Source organism: Thiofractor thiocamini, from assembly GCF_055384375.1.
On the sequence record NZ_AP042389.1, the window covers coordinates 2145152 to 2164381 of the forward strand.

General features: G+C 35.8%; 20 protein-coding genes. 18 read left to right on the plus strand and 2 right to left on the minus strand.

The window, feature by feature from the left end; genetic code table 11:
• Window positions 1-69: 69 nt before the first annotated feature.
• From alaS to ACZ47B_RS10830, 6 genes are read left to right on the plus strand one after another with little or no spacing between them, the layout of a single operon-like run.
• The gene (alaS, locus tag ACZ47B_RS10805; protein ID WP_464894540.1) at window positions 70-2634 is read left to right on the plus strand and encodes an alanine--tRNA ligase; all 2565 of its coding nucleotides are present in this window, start codon (window positions 70-72) and stop codon (window positions 2632-2634) included.
• Window positions 2635-3132: a hypothetical protein gene (locus ACZ47B_RS10810; RefSeq protein WP_464894541.1), complete on the plus strand. Its 498-nt coding sequence runs from the start codon at window positions 2635-2637 to the stop codon at window positions 3130-3132.
• Window positions 3133-3687, plus strand: coding sequence for a septum formation inhibitor Maf (gene maf / locus ACZ47B_RS10815; RefSeq protein WP_464894542.1), 555 nt, complete (start codon window positions 3133-3135; stop codon window positions 3685-3687).
• The gene (locus tag ACZ47B_RS10820) at window positions 3684-4784 is read left to right on the plus strand and encodes an aminotransferase class I/II-fold pyridoxal phosphate-dependent enzyme (RefSeq protein ID WP_464894543.1); all 1101 of its coding nucleotides are present in this window, start codon (window positions 3684-3686) and stop codon (window positions 4782-4784) included. The genes maf and ACZ47B_RS10820 overlap by 4 nt, the downstream gene beginning before the upstream one ends.
• Window positions 4781-5476 carry an ABC transporter ATP-binding protein gene (locus ACZ47B_RS10825; protein ID WP_464894544.1) on the plus strand — a complete coding sequence of 232 codons (696 nt, stop codon included), beginning with the start codon at window positions 4781-4783 and terminating at the stop codon, window positions 5474-5476. Before ACZ47B_RS10820 ends, ACZ47B_RS10825 begins: the two co-directional genes overlap by 4 nt.
• Entirely contained in the window at window positions 5473-7392 is a 1920-nt protein-coding gene (locus ACZ47B_RS10830) for a penicillin-binding protein 1A (protein WP_464895732.1), read from the plus strand. Before ACZ47B_RS10825 ends, ACZ47B_RS10830 begins: the two co-directional genes overlap by 4 nt.
• 43 nt (window positions 7393-7435) lie before the next feature.
• On the opposite strand, the gene glnA is transcribed toward ACZ47B_RS10830, so the two are convergent.
• Both glnA and hisJ read right to left on the minus strand, forming a co-directional pair.
• Window positions 7436-8866 (minus strand): type I glutamate--ammonia ligase, encoded by a 1431-nt coding sequence (glnA, locus tag ACZ47B_RS10835; RefSeq protein ID WP_464894545.1) that lies wholly within the window; start codon window positions 8864-8866, stop codon window positions 7436-7438.
• A 64-nt stretch (window positions 8867-8930) separates the two neighbouring features.
• Window positions 8931-9710 (minus strand): histidinol-phosphatase HisJ, encoded by a 780-nt coding sequence (gene hisJ / locus ACZ47B_RS10840; protein WP_464894546.1) that lies wholly within the window; start codon window positions 9708-9710, stop codon window positions 8931-8933.
• Window positions 9711-9806: 96 nt separating this feature from the next.
• Between hisJ and ACZ47B_RS10845 the strand changes: the two genes are divergently transcribed.
• From ACZ47B_RS10845 to ACZ47B_RS10900, 12 genes are all read left to right on the plus strand, one after another.
• Window positions 9807-10526: a chemotaxis protein gene (locus tag ACZ47B_RS10845; protein WP_464894547.1), complete on the plus strand. Its 720-nt coding sequence runs from the start codon at window positions 9807-9809 to the stop codon at window positions 10524-10526.
• Between the two features lie 7 nt (window positions 10527-10533).
• A complete protein-coding gene (locus tag ACZ47B_RS10850) occupies window positions 10534-11811 on the plus strand; it encodes a peptidase U32 family protein (protein WP_464894548.1) in 1278 nt (425 codons plus the stop codon).
• Window positions 11808-12302 carry a 5-(carboxyamino)imidazole ribonucleotide mutase gene (gene purE / locus ACZ47B_RS10855; RefSeq protein ID WP_464894549.1) on the plus strand — a complete coding sequence of 165 codons (495 nt, stop codon included), beginning with the start codon at window positions 11808-11810 and terminating at the stop codon, window positions 12300-12302. The genes ACZ47B_RS10850 and purE overlap by 4 nt, the downstream gene beginning before the upstream one ends.
• A gap of 21 nt (window positions 12303-12323) precedes the next feature.
• On the plus strand, window positions 12324-12791 hold the full coding sequence (locus tag ACZ47B_RS10860) for a DUF3972 domain-containing protein (RefSeq protein ID WP_464894550.1): 468 nt from the start codon (window positions 12324-12326) through the stop codon (window positions 12789-12791).
• A 15-nt stretch (window positions 12792-12806) separates the two neighbouring features.
• Window positions 12807-13064 carry a glutaredoxin family protein gene (locus ACZ47B_RS10865; protein ID WP_464894551.1) on the plus strand — a complete coding sequence of 86 codons (258 nt, stop codon included), beginning with the start codon at window positions 12807-12809 and terminating at the stop codon, window positions 13062-13064.
• Between the two features lie 6 nt (window positions 13065-13070).
• On the plus strand, window positions 13071-13937 hold the full coding sequence (gene glyQ / locus ACZ47B_RS10870; protein ID WP_464894552.1) for a glycine--tRNA ligase subunit alpha: 867 nt from the start codon (window positions 13071-13073) through the stop codon (window positions 13935-13937).
• Window positions 13938-13943: 6 nt separating this feature from the next.
• Window positions 13944-14666: a Nif3-like dinuclear metal center hexameric protein gene (locus ACZ47B_RS10875; RefSeq protein ID WP_464894553.1), complete on the plus strand. Its 723-nt coding sequence runs from the start codon at window positions 13944-13946 to the stop codon at window positions 14664-14666.
• A gap of 186 nt (window positions 14667-14852) precedes the next feature.
• Complete coding sequence (locus tag ACZ47B_RS10880) at window positions 14853-15572, plus strand: zinc ribbon domain-containing protein (protein WP_464894554.1); 720 nt, start codon at window positions 14853-14855, stop codon at window positions 15570-15572.
• Window positions 15573-15579: 7 nt separating this feature from the next.
• Entirely contained in the window at window positions 15580-16749 is a 1170-nt protein-coding gene (gene waaA, locus ACZ47B_RS10885) for a lipid IV(A) 3-deoxy-D-manno-octulosonic acid transferase (protein WP_464894555.1), read from the plus strand.
• Window positions 16739-17032: a DUF167 domain-containing protein gene (locus tag ACZ47B_RS10890; protein ID WP_464894556.1), complete on the plus strand. Its 294-nt coding sequence runs from the start codon at window positions 16739-16741 to the stop codon at window positions 17030-17032. Before waaA ends, ACZ47B_RS10890 begins: the two co-directional genes overlap by 11 nt.
• The gene (locus tag ACZ47B_RS10895; protein WP_464894557.1) at window positions 17025-17750 is read left to right on the plus strand and encodes a pseudouridine synthase family protein; all 726 of its coding nucleotides are present in this window, start codon (window positions 17025-17027) and stop codon (window positions 17748-17750) included. The genes ACZ47B_RS10890 and ACZ47B_RS10895 overlap by 8 nt, the downstream gene beginning before the upstream one ends.
• Window positions 17751-17824: 74 nt before the next feature.
• Complete coding sequence (locus ACZ47B_RS10900) at window positions 17825-19228, plus strand: transporter substrate-binding domain-containing diguanylate cyclase (RefSeq protein ID WP_464894558.1); 1404 nt, start codon at window positions 17825-17827, stop codon at window positions 19226-19228.
• The last annotated feature ends 2 nt before the right edge of the window (window positions 19229-19230 follow it).

Below are 19230 nucleotides of genomic sequence, written 5' to 3' on the forward strand. Positions count from 1 at the left end.
CAAATAAATATATAATTAATGAATTTTTTGATAAAATCATTGCTTAAATATTTTATCAGGATAATTAAAATGGATATCAGAAAAGAGTTTTTAGAGTTTTTCAAAAGCAAAGGTCATAAAATCTACCCTAGTGCGCCGTTGGTGCCGGATGATCCTACACTTCTTTTTGTCAATGCGGGAATGGTACAGTTTAAGAGTATATTTACCGGTGAAGTTCCTACTCCAAACCCTCCAAGGGCTACAAGCAGTCAAACTTGTATAAGAGCAGGAGGTAAGCATAATGACTTGGAAAATGTAGGTTATACCAACAGACACCATACTTTTTTTGAAATGCTTGGTAACTTCTCTTTCGGGGATTACTTTAAAGATAAAGCCATAGAGTACGCTTGGGAATTTGTAACTGAAGTTTTGAAACTGCCAAAAGAGAAACTTTGGGTAACTGTTCATGACAGTGATGATGAAGCTGAAGGGTTATGGCAAAGATTTGTCGATAAAGATAGGATCTTAAGATTTGGCGATAAAGATAACTTTTGGCAAATGGGAGATACCGGACCTTGCGGACCATGCAGCGAGATATTTTACGATCAAGGAAGTGAGCATTTTAACTCCGAAGAGGACTACATGGGAGGCGAGGGAGATAGATTTTTGGAGATTTGGAATCTTGTATTTATGCAGTATGAAAGAAGCAAAGACGGTACCCTGACTCCTCTTCCAAAACCATCCATCGATACAGGCATGGGGCTTGAGAGGGTAACTGCTGTTATGGAGGGAGTTCCAAGCAACTATGATACAGAGCTTTTTATGCCGCTTATCAATCAAGTAAGCACCATTTGTAACAAGCCTTATGTCTATGACGAGGGGGCAAGTTTCAGGGTAATTGCTGATCACATAAGAAGCGTTACGTTTTTGTTAGCTCAAGGAGTGACTTTTGATAAAGAGGGCAGGGGTTATGTCTTAAGAAGGATTTTAAGAAGAGCGGTAAGACACGGGTATCTTTTGGGTATAAAAGAGCCTTTTATGTATAAGCTTGTCGATACTCTTGGTGATATAATGGGTAAAGCTTATCCATATATCGTTGAGAAAAAAGATAGCATAAAAGAGATGATAAAAAATGAGGAAAACAACTTCCTTTCTACTATAAGCAGCGGACTTGAACTTTTTGAGAAAGAGCTTGAAAATACAAAAGAAGTTTTTAGCGGAGAAGTTGCTTTCAAACTTTATGATACTTACGGATTTCCTCTTGATTTGACTGCCGATATGTTAAGAGAAATTGGAAAGAGCGTAGATATAGAAAAGTTTGAAGAATTGATGGGTGAGCAAAAAAGAAGATCTCAAGCCTCTTGGAAAGGAAGCGGGGACAAAGCAAAAGAGGGTGAATTTAAAGTTTTGCTTGAAAAATTCGGTGAAAACGAGTTTGTCGGATATGAGAGTTTGGAAAGTAAAGCTAAGATAGTAACTTTGATGGATGAAGACTTTAAGATAGTTGATACTCTGCAAAAAGATGAGTTAGGATGGATATTTTTAGATAAGACTCCATTTTATGCCGAAAGCGGCGGTCAATGTGGAGATAACGGAGAGTTAAAAAAGGATGATAAGAGTATAGCTGAAGTTTTGGATACACAAAAGTTTTTCGGACTAAACCTGTCGAACATAAAAGCAAAAGATGAACTAAAAACAGGTGAAGTTATAATCGCAAAAGTTGATGATAGCAGACATGAAATCAAAAAACATCACTCAGCTACCCACCTTTTACATTCGGCTTTGAAAGCAGTGCTTGGAGAGCATGTTAATCAAGCAGGAAGTTTGGTGCTTAGAGATAAGTTAAGGTTCGATTTTTCTCATCCAAAGGCAATGACATCTGATGAGATAGAAAAAGTGCAGGATTTTGTAAACACTATAGTACAAAAGGCACTACCTTCCCAGACTAAAATCATGGATATAGAAGAGGCTAAAAAAAGCGGTGCTATGGCTTTATTTGGTGAAAAGTATGGTGATGAGGTTAGAGTAGTAGCTTTTGGGGATGTCAGCAAAGAGCTTTGCGGTGGAACACATGTGCAAAATTCCTCTGAAATCGGCTCATTTTTTATAACTAAAGAGAGTGGTGTAAGTGCTGGAGTTAGAAGGATTGAAGCGGTATGCGGGAAAGCTGCATATGAGTATAGTAAATCTTATATAAAAGATTATGCCAAAATTTGTGAAGAAGTTAAAAACAAAGATCCATTTATGGGTATAAAAAGACTCAAAGATAAGATAACTGAGCAAAAAAATGAGATGGAAAAACTTCTAAGCTCATCTAAAAAAGATACAAATATAGAAAAAATCGGTGAAGCAAATATTATAATAGAAGAGGTTGAAGCAGGTGATATCAAAAATTTGATAGATGATTTTAAAAACAGATTTGACAAAGTTGCCGTGATGCTTTTTCAAAAAAAAGGTGATAAGGTTCTAATCGCAAGCGGTGTTAAAAATCTGCCTCTAAAAGCAGGAGCATGGGTCAAAGAGATTGCACCTATGCTTGGTGGGAACGGCGGAGGAAGAGATGACTTTGCAAGAGCCGGAGGTAAAGATGCTTCAAAACTAGGTGATGCGATTATGAAAGCAAAAGAGTATGTAAAAAACAACTTGGAGAGTTAAATGGGAAATTTTTTTATAGATTTTTTTACCGACTATGGTAGGTTTATAGTATTTTTGCATGTAATTTCAGCTGTTATTTGGATAGGTGGTATGATAGTTGTAAAATTTGTCGTAGCACCAAGTATGGCAAAGATAACCGATGTGAAGATACGACTCTCAAGAACTCTTGAAGTTATGCAGAGACTTTTGAATTTTGCTATGATATTTATGATACTTTTAGCCGTTACGGGTACCTTTATGAGTCTCGGACTTGATTTTAAGCACTCTTCGCCTTCGCTTTATATCCTTATACATATAAAAGAGGCAGTTTGGACATTGATGGCATTGAATTTCATATATATCTACAGAAAAAGAAATTCGGCAGGGAGACAGTTCTTAAAGGGAGATTTGGAAAGTTGTGCGGAGAGTATATTTACTATAAGTAATTATCTTTTGCCGCTTAATATCTTTCTTGGTTTTGTGGCTATATACTTCGGTGTTATTTTGAGGGGATTTTAAATGTTGATTTTAGCATCATCCTCACTCACAAGAGCAAAGATTTTAAAAGAGTTCGGTGTAGCGTTTGAGCAAAAGAGTTGTGATTTTGATGAAGAAGGTATAAAAGCTATTTCAGCTAAAAGTTTTGTATACCTTGCCTGTAAAGGAAAGATGGAAGTTTGTGAACAAAAGTATGGGCTAGACAAACCTCTACTTTGTGCCGATACGGTTGTAGCAGTAGATGACAGGATTTTAAGAAAAGCAAAAGATGAAAATGATGCCAAAGATATACTGCTTTCGCAAAGTGGAGCCGAAGTATCGATACTGACATGTTTGATGTATAAAAGTAGTGAACTTAGTTTTGTTGATTTATCGGCTACTGACTATCTTTTTGATAAATTTGATGAAAACGATATGGATAGGTACATAAAAAGTGGTGAGTGGAAAGGAAAGGCGGGCGCGTGCATGGTAGAGGGATTTTGTAAAAAATATATAAAAAAAGTCACAGGACTTGAGAGTTGCGCCAAAGGACTTCAGATAGAAAAATTGCTTCCGTTTTTACCTGAAGAGCTATGAAATTTTACGAAAAAGAGTTAAAGGCTATAAAAAGAGCAAATAGATATAGAAAACGAGAGATATATCCTGAATATTTAAAAGATTTTGCTTCAAATGATTATCTTGGGCTTGCACAAAACAAAAAAATCTTTAAAAAAGCTTGTAAAAGAGTAAAAAATTATAAATTCCACTCGCCAAAAGCATCCACACTTGTAAATGGCTATCACCCTATACATAAAGAATTTGAAGAGTATATAGCCAAATTAAACGGCTTTGAGAAAGCTATGTGTGTCGGCAGCGGCTTTTTGGCAAATCTCTCTTTGTTTGAAGCATTACCAAGACGAGGAGATCTGCTTTTGCTTGATGAGGAGTTTCATGCGAGTGGTATGGTAGCAAAAGAGTTGAATGTTGCAAGAAAGATTGTATTTAAACATAATGATGCAAAAGATTTAAAAGAACATATAAAAAAATATAAGGAAAACTCTAACGGCAGGGTTATCATAGGGGTTGAGGGTATATACTCTATGGGTGGCGATATGCTAAATCGTGAGATCTTTGATGTTGCTGATAATTTTGGTGCATTGTTGGTAGTTGATGAAGCACACAGTGTTGGGGTATTGGGTAAAAATTTGCTTGGAATTTTTGAATACTATGATATAAAACCAAAGCCTAATCATATCAAGATGGGAACACTTGGAAAGGCTGTGGGAAGTTACGGGGCTTATATCCTAAGTTCATATGAGATATATGAGTTTTTATCAAATCGAGCCAAAGCTATCATCTATGCTACCGCACCCTCTGTTTTTGATATAGCTTTAGCACATGAGAGCTTTTTGTATGTGCAAAAGCATAAAAAAGTTCTTATAAAAAAGATAGAAGAGAGAAAAAAGATAATTTGGGAGAAATTAGGTATTAAGATAGATAGTCTTATTTTGCAAATCCCTGTAAAAAGTTCTAAAGAAACCATGAAATTAAAAGAAATTTTTTTACAAAAGGGATATATCGTAGGAGCCATCAGGCCACCTACAGTGAAAAAGCCCATTCTTAGGGTTATCCCTAGAATCGGAGAAAAAGGCTTTAAAAAACTAATTGAAACGATAAGAGATGAGTTAAGATGAGCTTTATCTGCAATAATTTAAAGATATTTGACAGCCAAAGAACGATAGTTGATATAAGTTTTACTTTTAAAGACTCTTTTGCTTTGGTCGGGCAAAGCGGAAGCGGAAAGAGTTTGACACTAAAAGCACTTCTTGGAATGTTACCTTCAAATTTGAAGTGCGAGTTGGATTACGAGTGGAAATATAAACTCAAAAGAGGCAAAAGTGTGGTTTTAGTACCCCAAAATCCCTTTACATCACTTTCTCCTCTTACAAAGATCAAAGATAATTTTTTTGTTGGTGAAGATGAAATAGTACGGCTTTTAAAAATGGTTGATTTAGAGAGTAGTATCAAAGATAGATTTCCAAGTGAACTTAGCGGCGGTCAACTTCAAAGAGTCATACTCTCTATCGCACTCTCCCATAGTCCTAAACTTCTTTTGCTTGATGAGCCTACTACGGCGCTTGATAGTGACTTAAAAGAGCAGATGCTTTTACTTATAAAGTCTTTACAAAAAGTAGCGGGCTTCAAGATATTTTTTGTTACTCACGATATAGGTTCAACTACTTTACTTTGTGAAGAGATAGCGGTTATAAAAGAGGGTAGCATTGTAGAATCCGGTGAAATTGACGATATACTTTCAAATCCGAAAAATGAGTATACCAAAAAATTAATCGAATCAAATTTTAAAAACAGGAAGTTTAGATGTTGAAATATATGATTTCCTTCTTTCTTATAAGCATAGTGGCAGTAGGTATCTTTCTTATAAAAATTTATTCTGATATTAGATTTGAAGCATACAAGATCATCAATTACACCCCCGATTTAACAACACAGATATTTGATAGAAATCATAAACTTGTAGCAAATATCTTTAAAAAACAAAACAGAATATATGTCAAATACAAAGATATCCCTCCGCGAGTCGTTGAGTCTCTTGTAGCCATAGAGGACACACTCTTTTTTGAACATAGCGGTATAAACTTGGAAGCGATCTTTAGAGCTGCCATAAAGGATATAAAAGCGATGAAGTTTGTAGAGGGCGCAAGCACTCTTACTCAACAGCTTGTTAAAGATACTTTGCTAACAAGAAACAAAACCATTATGAGAAAATTAAAAGAAGCTATGCTTGCCATCAGGGTAGATGCCGCTTTGTCAAAAGAGCAGATCATAGAGAGGTATCTAAACCAGGTTTATTTCGGTCACGGATACTATGGTATCAAAACAGCTTCATTTGGCTACTTTCATAAAGATTTAAATGAGCTAAATTTAAAAGAGATAGCGATGCTTGTCGGTCTTCCAAAAGCCCCAAGCGCCTACAATCCTGCAAAGCATTATGATCTTTCGACCGCTAGAGCGAATATGGTGCTAAACAGACTTTATCAACTTGGTTGGATAGATAAGAAAGAGTACGAAAAAGCACTGAATGAAAGACCTATAGTATATGATGATACTCTGACACAAAACAGAGCTCCCTATGTGGTCGATGAAGTGATAAAAAGAGTGGGGAAAAGATATAAGGATTTAAAAACAGGCGGATACAAGATATTTCTAAGTATAGACTTGACACTTCAAAGGTTGGCAAAAAATGCTTTAAGATACGGATACAACGGTATTTTAAAAAGAGACGGAAATGAAAGTAACTCTACACTAAACGGTGCCATGGTCGCTATGGATAACCATACCGGAGAAGTATACGCTCTTGTCGGGGGAGTTGATTATAAAAAAAGTAAATACAACAGAGCGATACAGAGCAAAAGACAGCCAGGCTCCAGTATAAAGCCGTTCATATATCAACTTGCGCTAAATCTCGGGTACAATGAAGCTACAATGATACCCGATATATCCAGGGTTTATAAAGATGAAGTAAAAGACAAGGATTGGACGCCAAGAAATTATGAAAATAACTTTGAAGGGTTGATTACGCTTGAAGATGCGCTCGTACATTCAAGAAACCTTGCAACCATCAACCTGGTAAACGCCTTGGGTTTGGAAAATGTTTACAAAAGTTTAAAATCACTAGGCTTCAAAGGCGTACCGTATGACTTGTCTATAGCACTTGGAAGCTTTGGAATATCCCCGTATGAATTTGCCGGAAAATATACTCTTTTTTCAAATTACGGCAAAATGATGAAACCGCTTTTGATAAAAAGGATAGTCAATCGTTTTGGCGATGAAGAGATTTTTAAGCCGTTGGGTGAAGTCGTAAATGATCCGAAACAAGCATTTTTAATGGTAGATATACTAAGAAATGTTGTCTTGAGAGGAACAGGTAGAAACGCTCGCATAAAAGGAGTTGAAACAGCCGGAAAAACAGGAACCACCAATAACTACATAGATGCATGGTTCTGCGGGTTTTCACCTGACTTGGAAGTTATAACATGGTACGGTAACGACGACAATACCCCGATGAAGAAAAGAGAGACCGGCGGAAGGGCTGCAGCTCCGGCATTTAAATACTTTATGCAAAGATATCTCCAACTTCACCCAGAAACCAAAAGAAAGTTCAAAATCCCAAAAGGAGTTGGCAAGTTTGTAAAAGGAAACAGAACGTACTATTACACGGATATATCAAAGCCGCCTAAACAGAGTAACACTATAGAACAAACGGATAAATTGATTTTTTAAAGTGAGCGTAAAAAATAGGGTAGAAAATTCTACCCTATCGTGGTTAGCAAGAGTATGTGGTTTTGAACTCAAATGCTGTTGGTCTAGCCTCATCAGGCCAAACTTGTGTTTCAAACTTGTAGTGCTGATAAGTATCTATAAAAAGATCGCTCATAACAGGTTTTAAGAAGTCATTGTCTTTTATAAGACCTTCAAGTGCTTCTCTTAGAGTGTGAGGCATTTGAGGTATACCTTTTTCTCTGATTTCAGCAAGACTTAGCTCAAAAAGATCTTCATCCATAGGACCTACCGGTTCATACTTGTTTTTGATACCGTCAAGCCCTGCAAGAAGCATAGCTGAAAATGCAAGATATGGACAAGCTGTGCTATCAGGGAATCTCATCTCGATTCTAGTGGAGCCCTCACCTGAACCGTAAGGTATCCTGCAGCTAGCGGATCTGTTTTGGCTTGAGTAAGTTAGTATGCTTGGTGCTTCAAATCCTGGGATCAATCTCTTGTAAGAGTTGGTTGATGCGTTTGTGAAAGCCGCAACTGCATGAGCATGTTTAAATATACCGCCTATATAGTGTCTTGCGGTTTCACTTATATTGGCATATTCACCTTTACTGTAGAAAAGGTTTTTACCGTCTTTCCAGATAGATTGGTGTGTATGCATGCCGTTTCCGTTGTCACCGAAGAGTGGTTTTGGCATAAATGTCGCAGTCTTTCCGTTTAAGTGAGCTACCATCTTAACAACATACTTATACTTTTGAACATTGTCTGCCGCTTCTATGATATCACCAAATTTTACACCCATTTCTGCTTGAGCCTGAGCGACTTCGTGGTGACCTAGAGTTACTTCAAGACCTACTTCTTCAAGAACTTGCATCATTTCGGCTCTAAGATCCACCATAGAGTCAGTAGGAGCTACAGGGAAGTAACCGCCTTTTGTTCTTGGTCTGTGACCTGTGTTAAGATCATCAACAAATTCGGTACTGTCACTCCATTCACCCTCGCTTGATTCCACTTCATAAAATGCAGTATTTATCTCATCTTTTATCTTTACATTGTCAAAGATAAAAAATTCATTTTCAGGTCCAAAGTATGCTTCATCTCCCAGACCTGACTCTCTTAAGTACTTAAGAGTTTTTTTGGCTATACTTCTTGGACATTTTTCATATAACTCACCTTTGTATATATCAAACACATCACAGAAAACTATGATGGTAGGATCGGCTGTAAAAGGATCTAAAAACGCTGTAGGAACATCAGGTTTTAGTATCATATCTGACTGATTGATAGGTTGCCAAGCTTCGATACTACTACCGTCAAAAGGGATACCCGCAGCCAACATCTCTTCGCTGACCGCACTTAGGTTGTAAGTGATATGATGCCAAGCTCCTTTGATGTCGGTAAATCTAAAATCAACGAATTTTACTTCATTCTCTTCACAGAACTCATAGAATTCTACTATGCTGTTTACAAATTTTCCCATATATTCTCCTTAAAATTTTTGATATTATAACACACTTGATATACAATATCGTTTAATATGCTGATTAAAAATTAATCATTTTTCTATCTCTTTGTAAAAAATATGCGCATTTTTTATACCCGAAGCTTTTTGCATATTCTGTCATTTCATTAGAAGCGTATCCAACATCTTCAGGTTTGTGTGCATCCGAAGAAAAAGTTATAGGGATATCATATTCGCTTATAAGTTCCATGATGGTAGATGACGGATATATCTCATGACACGGCTTTCTAAGTCCGGCACTGTTAAGCTCTATAACCATATCAGCTTTTTTTATCTCCTTGATAGTTTTTTCGACTATGGTTTTTATCTCTTTTTTCGGAAGAAAGTTAAAAACTTTTATAAGATCTATATGCCCTATTATATCAAACTTTCCTCTTTTTGCCATTTGAGATACGGCTTCAAAGTAATCTTCCCATATCTTGTCTATATCTTTTGATTTGTAATGACCTATGAATTCGGGGTTGTCAAAACCCCATCCTTTTAAAAAATGAACCGAACCTATAAGATAATCAACTTTTGAGTCAAGTACTCTTTTGTCAACGAACCCTTCTAAAAAATCAACCTCATATCCCAGCAAAATGGTAATTTTATTTTTATAAATTTCTCTTAAATTGTTTATATCTTTTTCATATGATTTCATCTGATCAAAACTCATACGGTATTTTTTATCATAATCCATAGGCGCATGATCACTAAAGCCAAAAAATTTTGTACCGACTTCAATGGCTTTTTTGACATAATCCTCATTGTCACCTTCTGCATGATTGCAAAGTATTGTGTGATTGTGGATATCAACTATCATTGACAAACCTTTTCAATTTTAATTTAATCAAAATTATAATATAATATAACGAATATTTCTATTAAGGCGATTTTAGTGCCGACCTAGGAGACTATGATGACTCAAGAAGAATTGGACGCATTGATGGCGGAAGGGTTCGATGACGACCTGGAAGAAGATACACTTGAAGATACTTTGGAAGAAGAATCCAAGGAAAAAAGTGAAGATGAAAAAAAAGATGAAGAAGATGATATATCTATAGATGCACAGGATTATAAACTCGAAGGCAGCAAGGCATGGCCTCCTCCGCCTCCGACAGAAGATCATAAAGTTGTAGAACAGCTTGATGATGTTACAAGAGACTCCGAAGTTAAGGCAACAGAGATATTTGATAAACTTGAAGCCATAAGTGACTTTATCATGCAGGTCGAAAACAATGCAAATGAGGTTTTGGAAGTTGCCAAGAAAGATGTCGAAGTCTTTGAAAAACTGACAGATAAATTTCCTCATATAAATGTTTTTAAAGAGAGACTGCAATCAAACCAAGAAGCCATAGAAAAGATAAACGATCTTATCTCCAATGCACAAATGTCAAGTGATGAGATCATGATGATCATGGATATCATGCAGTATCAAGATATCCACAGACAGAAGATTGAAAGAGTCATAAATGTCATAAGAACATTAGCAGGTTATATGAATTCACTATTTTCGGCTGAAAAAGATGATGCCAAAAGAGTAGGTTCGGCAGTACACATCGAAGGTGACAAAGCGACCGAAGATGTCGTGAGTAACGATGATATAGAAGCGCTTATAGAATCTTTAGGAAAAAAATAAGTTTTTTATGGAAAATTTTGTAAGCAAAAAAGCGGAGCTTCTCTCGCCGGCAGGTAATTTTGAAAAACTAAAAATTGCACTTGCATATGGAGCAGATGCCGTATATGGTGGAGTCAGTCACTTTTCTTTACGAACAAGAAGTTCAAAAGAGTTTAGCTATGAGAGCTTTAAAGAAGCAGTTGATTATACTCACAAACTTGGAAAAAAGATATATGTTACCATAAACGGTTTTCCTTTTAATTCACAAATCAATCTTTTAAAAAAACATATGCAAAAAATGGCTGAAATGAAGCCGGATGCCTTTATAGTATCGACTCCGGGTGTTGTAAGGCTTGCCAAAGAAGTAGCTCCCGATATCGCCTTGCACCTTTCAACCCAGGCAAATGTCATGAATTATCTCGACGCTCTGTTTTATGAAGAGGCAGGAGTTAAAAGGATCATAGTTGCAAGAGAAGTTAGCCTAAAAGATTTAAAAGAGATAAAAAAATATGTTCCCGATATAGAGTTTGAGATATTTGTGCATGGTTCGATGTGTTTTGCATATAGCGGCAGATGCCTTATAAGCTCACTTCAAAGCGGTAGAGTTCCAAACAGAGGAAGTTGTGCGAATGATTGTAGATTTCCTTATACTTTGTATGCCCAAAACCAAGAAAACGGGACACTTTTGAAACTTGAGGAGGATGAGAACGGTACTCATATCATGAATGCAAAAGATTTGAATCTTTCACATTATGTCGATGAGATACTAAAAAGCGGGGTTGTGGACTCGCTGAAGATAGAAGGAAGGACAAAAAGTCCTTACTATGTCGCTATCGCAACGAAAGCTTACAGAATGGCGATAGATGACTTTTATGCGGGTAAGTTTGATGCCAAAAAGTATGAAAAAGAACTTGAGAGTACAAAACACAGAGGTTTCAATGACGGTTATCTTGTAAAAAGACCATATCAAAAAGAAGGCACTCAAAATTTAGAAGAGTCCATAAGTGAAGGAACCCATCAAGTTTATGCTTTGGTTGATGAAACCGGTGAAACTTGTTTGGCAAAAGATAAAGTTGAACCAAATGTGACTTATGAGTTGGTTTTTCCCGTAAATTACGATATAAAACCTTGTGAAAATGAGATAGGGAATGTTTTTAAAAAAGATAACAGTTGGTATATAAAATTCAACAAGATTCAAACATTAAACGGAAAGATATATGAAGCAATCCACAGTGGCAATACAAACCCTGTCAAACTTCCATGCAATTTGCCCGGATACAGTTTTTTGAGAAAGGAAATCAAATGAAATTTATCTCCATTATAATGGGAAGTAAAAGTGATTATGATGTGATGAAAGAGTGCGTTAATATACTTGAAAAGTTTTATGTTCCATATGAGATCATCATATCATCTGCCCACAGAAGCCCTAAAAGAACCCATGACTATGTAAAAGATGCCGAACTTAGAGGGGCTAGAGTATTTGTTGCCGGTGCCGGCATGGCTGCACATTTGGCCGGTGCGATATCGGCAAATACCACAAAACCTGTTATCGGTGTTCCTTTAAGAGGAGGAGCGTTGGATGGTCTTGATGCACTTTTAAGTACGGTTCAAATGCCGGCCGGCATGCCGGTAGCAACTTTGGCTATGGGCAAAGCAGGGGCTATAAATGCCGCATATCTTGCTATGCAGATTTTAGCACTTGAAGATGAGGATCTAAGAGCGAAACTTCAAGAAGACAGAGTCTTAAAAGCCAAAAAAGTTGAAATCGATTCTAAAGAGATTGAAAAGTTTTTATAGATATTATAGGAGAAGTCCGTTATGCACAACTGGTTGGAATTTGATGAATTTTGCAAGCTTGTGGATCTTGATAAAGATGTAGTTGAAGATATGATAAAAAGAGAAGTTCTAACCACCAAAAAAGAAGATGGAAAACTCTATATAGAAGCCACCAAAGGTGCGGTTGCGGCTATGCCAAGAAACAATGAGATCATTTCCGAGAGTACGAATGTAGCGCTTGGAAGTGAATTTATAGAAAAGACCATAGGTACCATCTTGGATCTTCACAAAGAAGTGCTAGAAAGCAAAGATGAAACTTTGGAAGCTTTAAAAGAGGAAAACAGTTTTTTAAAAGAAGCACTTTTATCTTTGCAAACTCTTTATGATGAGGATAGAAGAACGGTTGAAGGTTTGCAATCTCAACTCAAAGATACGCAAAAAGAACTCGAGTTTTGCAGAAGAAAATATAAAATGATGTGGAATAAAGTAGTTGAAAATTATAAAAAATAAAGAGGGAGGTAAAATATGAGCGAAAAGAAAGCAACACAAAAAAGAGTCGTACTTTTTACAGCCCCGGGTTGTCACTGGTGTACGACTGCAAAGAACTATTTTAAAAAACAAAATGTAAGGTTTAGAACTATAGATATAAGTAAAGACAAGGCTGCCGCCAAAGACTGCGAAAGACACGGATGTAGAGGTGTACCCGTAGTCATGATAGGAAGCCGCTGGATATGCGGATTTGATAAAAACAAGATAGATAAAGAATTAGGTATAAAGGGGTAAGAGTTAGTGTTAAATTTTAGTCAAATGTTATTGAAACTTCAAGAGTATTGGGCGGATAAAGGGTGCAATATAGTTCAACCTTATGATATACCTGCGGGTGCGGGGACTTTTCATAATGCAACTTTTTTAAGAAGTTTAGGGAAAAAACCTTGGAGTGCCGCTTATGTGGCGCCATCAAGAAGACCGACTGACGGAAGATATGGAGAAAATCCAAATAGACTCGGAAGTTACTATCAGTTTCAAGTGATTATCAAACCAAGCCCCGATGACATGCAGGAGCTTTATCTAAAGAGTTTGGAATTTTTAGGACTTGATTTGAAAAATCATGATGTAAGGTTTGTTGAAGACAATTGGGAGAGCCCGACTTTGGGAGCATGGGGGCTTGGTTGGGAAGTATGGATAGACGGTATGGAAGTAACTCAGTTTACCTACTTTCAGCAAGTTGGAGGCATAGCATGTCATCCGGTCTCAGTTGAGATAACTTACGGTGTAGAAAGACTTGCGATGTACCTGCAGGAAAAAGAGAGTGTTTTTGATATCGTTTGGAATGAAAATGAAAACGGTGTTACCACTTATGGTGACGTGCACAAAGAGAGTGAGTATGAATTTAGTAAGTATAATTTTGAAGTTGCCGATGTAGATATGCTTTTCAAACAGTTTGAAAGTGCTTCTAAAGAGTGCAAGAGATGCTTGGAAGTCGACTTGCCGCTTCCGGGGTATGATCAGTGCCTTGTTGCATCGCATACATTTAATGTCCTGGATGCCAGAAAAGCCATATCGGTAACAAGCAGACAAAGTTATATACTTAAGATAAGAGAGTTGGCCAAGGGGTGCGCCGAGAAATACCTTGAAGTAATTCAAAGTGAAAAGTGAAAAATTGTGAAGATATGCGATATTTATGAGATTCTTGATGAGATTGCTCCATTTGAATTTCAGGAGAGTTGGGATAATAGCGGGCTTATAGTAGGATCTTTTGATGATGAATTTTCTAAAGTTTATCTTAGTCTTGATATTGATAGCGAACTTGTGAAATTGATGGAAGATAACTCTTTGCTTATAACTCATCATCCTTTGATATTTAAAGGTTTAAAGCAGTTGAATTTTGATAAATATCCGTCAAATATCATAAAAGAGTTGATAAAAAAAGATATAAAACTTATCAGTATGCATACAAACTATGACAAAGCTCATCTGAACAGATATGTAGCAGAGGAGATTTTGGGTTTTGAAGTTATAGAGTGTGAAGAGTTTGTCTGTTATTTTGAAGTTAACGATATATTTACAAATTTTGCGAAACTTATCAAAGAGAGACTGAAACTGCCTGTGCTAAAAACCGTAAAAGGCAAAGACTTTATCAAAAAAGCCGCTTTAACCACAGGAAGTGGAGCGGAATTAATCGGTAGCATAAAAGCCGATTGTTTTTTGACCGGTGATATAAAATATCATCAAGCTTATGAAGCTATGGAGAATGGTTTGTCTATGATAGAGATAAACCATTTTGAAAGTGAGATATATTTTGCCGACAGTTTGAGTAAAAATTTGAAAAATTTTGATATTCAAGCTATAATTGCAAATTCAAAAAACCCATTTACATATAACTGATGTTATGCAAAATTTGTTCACGGTGCTAATTTCCCCTTTGGGACACTCCAAATTAGCTAAAAACTGCAAACGACAAGCGCCCTTCGGGTTAAGTGCAGTTTTTTAAACGCTAATTTTCCGTTTAAATTAGCAATGCTCACAAATTTTACATAACATCAGTTAATAAAAACATAAGGATAAGAAAAGATGAACAAATATTTAGAACAGTTGATTGAACTTTCTCAGATAGACAAAGAGATAGACTCTTTTGGACCAAAGATCGAAGCTATAAATAAAGAGTTAAAAAGTGTTGTAAAAAAACAAGATGACTTGGAAGCTAAAAAAGATGAACTTTTGGAAGAGAAAAAGGATAATGAGCTTAAGATAAGACAACATGAGCTACATATAGCCGAACTAAGCGACAAGCTAAAAGAGATAAATAAAAAAAGTGCAGCGGTTAAGACCGACAAAGAAGCCAAAGCACTTCAGCTTGAAGAAGATATCACAAAAGAGCAGTTGGATTTTGCAAATGAGGAGATAGAGAGACTTCAAAAAGCAAATGAAACCAAAGAGGGTTTGATACTTGAGATAGATGAGAAGCTTGAAGAGGTTTCAAAGGTTGTAAATGAGACAAAAAAAGAGATAGAAGCCAAGCTTGCCGAAATCGAAAAAGAGAGAAAAGAAGTATATGACAAAAGAGAAAAACTTCTTGGCAAAATTAACCAAAAAATACTTGAATTTTATCATAAAGTCAGAAAATGGGCGGGAAATACAACAGTGGTTCCTGTAAAAAAACAGGCATGTTACGGATGTTTCATGAGGATAAATGATAAAACATACGCTTCGGTTATAAAAAGTGAAGATATAGTTACATGTCCGCACTGCGGAAGAATTTTGTATATAGAAGAAACTACAGAGGAAGAGTAAAGATTATTTGATAAAAAGTTTAAAAAACAGTCTATTTGTCATCATTTACTACATATTGGCAGTGTTTGTGTATGTGCTTGCACTGCCTTATCTTATATATCTCGGTTTCAAAAAAAAATACAAAGATTCCATACCCGCTAGATTTTTTTTATATAAAAATGGATTTTTTAAGTCAAATGAGATTTGGTTTCATGCGTGTTCTCTCGGTGAAGTAAAATCCATAAAACCCATCATAAAAAAACTTGAAAACGATGTAAATATCAGTGTGATAACCAATACGGGTTTTGCTGAAGCAAAAAAGATAACCGATAATGTAAGATTTTTACCTTTTGAAATCTTTCAACCGTTCTGGCAAGAAAAGCAAAAAGTACTTGTCGTGATGGAGGCAGAGCTTTGGTATATGCTTTTTTTGGTTGCAAAAAGAAAGGGAGATAAAACCATTCTTTTAAATGCAAGGATAAGTGACAATTCATATAAAAGTTATAAAAGATTCGCTTTTTTTTATAAAAGGATTTTTGAAAATATCGACGAAGTTTTCGCTCAAAGTAAAAAAGATGAGACAAGATTGAAAGAGCTTGGCGCTAAAAATGTAACGGTTACGGGCAATATAAAAAACTCCACCTCTTTCAAACCTACTAAAATATACCAAAAACCAAAAGATAAAAGAGTGATTGTCTTGGCGAGCACCCATGAAAAAGAAGAAGAGTCAATACTTGAAAATTTAAATCTAAAAAACAGTGATATACTGATAGTGGTTCCAAGGCATCCTGAAAGATTTGAAAAAGTTGATAGAATTCTTCAAAATTACAGTGAAAAATCCGAAAAAAGTTATGCAAGACTTTCTTTGGACGAGAAGATAGAAAAGGATATAATATTTTGTGATAAAATGGGTGAATTGGTAAACTTTTATGCTATAACTGACATTACTATCCTTGGTGGTTCTTTTATAGATGGTATAGGAGGGCACAATCCTTTGGAGCCGGCTTATTTTGAAAATATCGTTATAAGCGGAGAGTATGTGTTCAATCAGCAAGTACTGTTTGACGATGTTGAAAATATTTATATAAGTAAAGTAAAAAACTTGCAAACGCTGTTGGAAAAGGATTTGAAAAAATCTTTTATAAAAAACAGAGTGGATTTAAAGCCAATCATAGAGAGTATAAAAAGTGTGGTATGAGATAAAAGATGGCTTTGTTATCATAAGTGTAAAAGCTGTGCCAAATTCGAGTAAAAACGTCATAGCTGAAGTTTTGGAAGATCAGATAAAAGTAAAGATAAAAGCACCTGCCGTTGAAGGTGCGGCAAACAAAGAGCTTGTAAAATTTTTCTCCAAAGAGTTTAAAGTGTCAAAAAGTGATATAGAGTTCGTAGGCGGAATGACAAGTAAAAGAAAAAGGATAAAACTTCCTTTCAATGAAAAAGTTAAACAAATGATAGAGGACAAACAAGGTAATGGCTAAAAAAGAAAAAGCATATAAACTTCTTGCACTTCAAGAGGGGATTTCCAACAGGGCTGCAAAGGATCTGATAGATAGAGGTGTAGTCTTTGTCGGAAACAAAAGAGTACAAATCGCAAGAGGTGAACTCGATGTAAAGTCAAAGTTCAAGATACAAAAGATAGAAGAAATCAAAAAAATCTATGAAGATGAAAGCATTGTAGCGGTTGATAAACCGGCTTTTTTAAACAGTGAAGAAGTATCGAAAAAACTTGGATATCCACTTTTAAATAGACTCGATAAAGAAACAAGTGGGGTTTTGCTACTTGTAAAAAATGAAGAGTTCCAAAAAAAAGCGATAAAAGAGTACAAAGAGCAAAGAGTTTTAAAAGAGTATATCGCATGGGTTGAAGGCAAAGTAGCCGATGAGATAGAGATAGACAAACCGATACTGACTATCAAAAAAGGCAAGGCTTACAGTAAGATAAGTAAAGACGGCAAAGAAGCTCTCTCTTTGGTGGAGCCTTTGATGATAGAGGGAAACAGATCAAAAGTAAAAGTAACTATCAAAACAGGAAGAACTCACCAAGTAAGAGTACACTTAAAAAGCATAGCCCATCCTGTCATAGGTGATACACAGTATGGCGGTAAGCCTTATAGAAGGATCATGCTACACTCGTATAAAACCGAACTTTTAGGATACAGCTTTGTTTCACAAGAGCCAAAAGAGTTTGATTTATAATTTTTTAATGATATAAAATGTATAATTAAAATGTGTAAGAAAAATTTTATTTTCTTTTCCTGAAGGAGGGTGTGATGAGAAGAAACCGTATGGTTTTATCGATATGTATAGCTGTGCTTATACCGATAACTTCTCTTTTTGCATCTTCTTTACCTTTAAAACTAACTCCAAAAGAGCAACATTTTATCAAAGAGCATCAGTTAAAGTGCATTACGACCGGCAGTTGGGAACCGTTTAATGTGTTAGAAAACGGAAAACTCGTCGGTATCGGTATTGATTATTGGCAATATGTAAAAAATGAACTTGGGCTTAAAACTGAGTGCAAAATCGCTAAAACTTTTGATGAGGTTTTAAAATCCATAAAAGAAAAAAATGCCGATATCAATATAGCTACCGCTAAAACAAAAGATAGAGAAAAATATGCTCTTTTTTCAAAGTCTTATGCCTCATTTCCCATAGTAATAGCCACAAGAAACGATATAGGTTTCATCCCTGATATGGAGTTTTTAAAAGATAAAACCATAGCGGTCGGAAAAGATTACACAGCTTCCAAGCTTCTCAAAGAGCATTACCCTGACTTTAAGATAATTGAAACAAAAGATATCAATACCGCCTTGGAAATGGTATGCGACGGTAAAGCTTATGCAGCTATAGACATGCTGCCGGTAATTGCTTACAAGATAAATAAATACTCTTTTGCAAACTTGAAAATCTCCGGTAAAACCCCATGGAATTTTGATGTTCGTTTTATGGTCAGAAAAGATTTGAAGGATTTAATACCTTTGTTAAATAAGGCAATAGATCATATACCAAAAGATGAAAGAGACAATATATATAAAAAGTGGATATCTGTGCACTACCAGAAAGGAATCAGTAAAAAAACGGTTTTTATCTTGTTTGTTGCAACATTTGTAGTGCTGTTGCTTATAGCCGGATGGGTCATACACTTGAAAAAAGAGATCGCAAGAAGAGAGCTTTTGGAAGAAGAACTTGAAAAATTGGCAACCGTGGATAAGCTGACTTCCATATATAACAGATACAAGACTGATCTTTCTTTGGAAGAGCAGATAGAGATAGCAAAAAGGTATAAAAGACCTCTTAGTATCATATTTTTCGATATCGACCATTTTAAAAATATCAATGATATGTATGGCCACAGGCAAGGAGATGAGGTTTTAAAAGAGTTGAGCAGATTTATATCAAATCATCTTAGAAAAAGCGATATATTTGGCAGATGGGGTGGAGAAGAGTTTTTGATAATACTTCCTGAAACTCCTAAAAATGAAGCTATAAAGCTCGCAGAAAAATTAAGAGAACATATACAAAAGCATGATTTTGGCAAGATAGGTCAATTGACCTGTAGTTTTGGGGTTACAACTCTAAAAGAGGGTGACAACTCAGAAACTGTTATATTAAGAGTGGATAAAAAACTATATAAAGCCAAACAAAACGGAAGAAATAGAGTAGAAGTTGAATAAAA

Excerpts from the sequence above, each read along its gene's own strand:
- ACZ47B_RS10810 (WP_464894541.1), top strand. The coding sequence starts at position 2,635 with ATGGGAAATTTTTTTATAGATTTTTTTACCGACTATGGTAGGTTTATA.
- glnA (WP_464894545.1), bottom strand. The coding sequence starts at position 8,866 with ATGGGAAAATTTGTAAACAGCATAGTAGAATTCTATGAGTTCTGTGAA.
- ACZ47B_RS10820 (WP_464894543.1), top strand. The coding sequence starts at position 3,684 with ATGAAATTTTACGAAAAAGAGTTAAAGGCTATAAAAAGAGCAAATAGA.
- alaS (WP_464894540.1), top strand. The coding sequence starts at position 70 with ATGGATATCAGAAAAGAGTTTTTAGAGTTTTTCAAAAGCAAAGGTCAT.
- ACZ47B_RS10850 (WP_464894548.1), top strand. The coding sequence starts at position 10,534 with ATGGAAAATTTTGTAAGCAAAAAAGCGGAGCTTCTCTCGCCGGCAGGT.
- ACZ47B_RS10860 (WP_464894550.1), top strand. The coding sequence starts at position 12,324 with ATGCACAACTGGTTGGAATTTGATGAATTTTGCAAGCTTGTGGATCTT.
- ACZ47B_RS10865 (WP_464894551.1), top strand. The coding sequence starts at position 12,807 with ATGAGCGAAAAGAAAGCAACACAAAAAAGAGTCGTACTTTTTACAGCC.
- ACZ47B_RS10845 (WP_464894547.1), top strand. The coding sequence starts at position 9,807 with ATGACTCAAGAAGAATTGGACGCATTGATGGCGGAAGGGTTCGATGAC.
- maf (WP_464894542.1), top strand. The coding sequence starts at position 3,133 with ATGTTGATTTTAGCATCATCCTCACTCACAAGAGCAAAGATTTTAAAA.
- purE (WP_464894549.1), top strand. The coding sequence starts at position 11,808 with ATGAAATTTATCTCCATTATAATGGGAAGTAAAAGTGATTATGATGTG.
- ACZ47B_RS10880 (WP_464894554.1), top strand. The coding sequence starts at position 14,853 with ATGAACAAATATTTAGAACAGTTGATTGAACTTTCTCAGATAGACAAA.
- hisJ (WP_464894546.1), bottom strand. The coding sequence starts at position 9,710 with ATGATAGTTGATATCCACAATCACACAATACTTTGCAATCATGCAGAA.
- ACZ47B_RS10895 (WP_464894557.1), top strand. The coding sequence starts at position 17,025 with ATGGCTAAAAAAGAAAAAGCATATAAACTTCTTGCACTTCAAGAGGGG.
- ACZ47B_RS10825 (WP_464894544.1), top strand. The coding sequence starts at position 4,781 with ATGAGCTTTATCTGCAATAATTTAAAGATATTTGACAGCCAAAGAACG.
- ACZ47B_RS10900 (WP_464894558.1), top strand. The coding sequence starts at position 17,825 with ATGAGAAGAAACCGTATGGTTTTATCGATATGTATAGCTGTGCTTATA.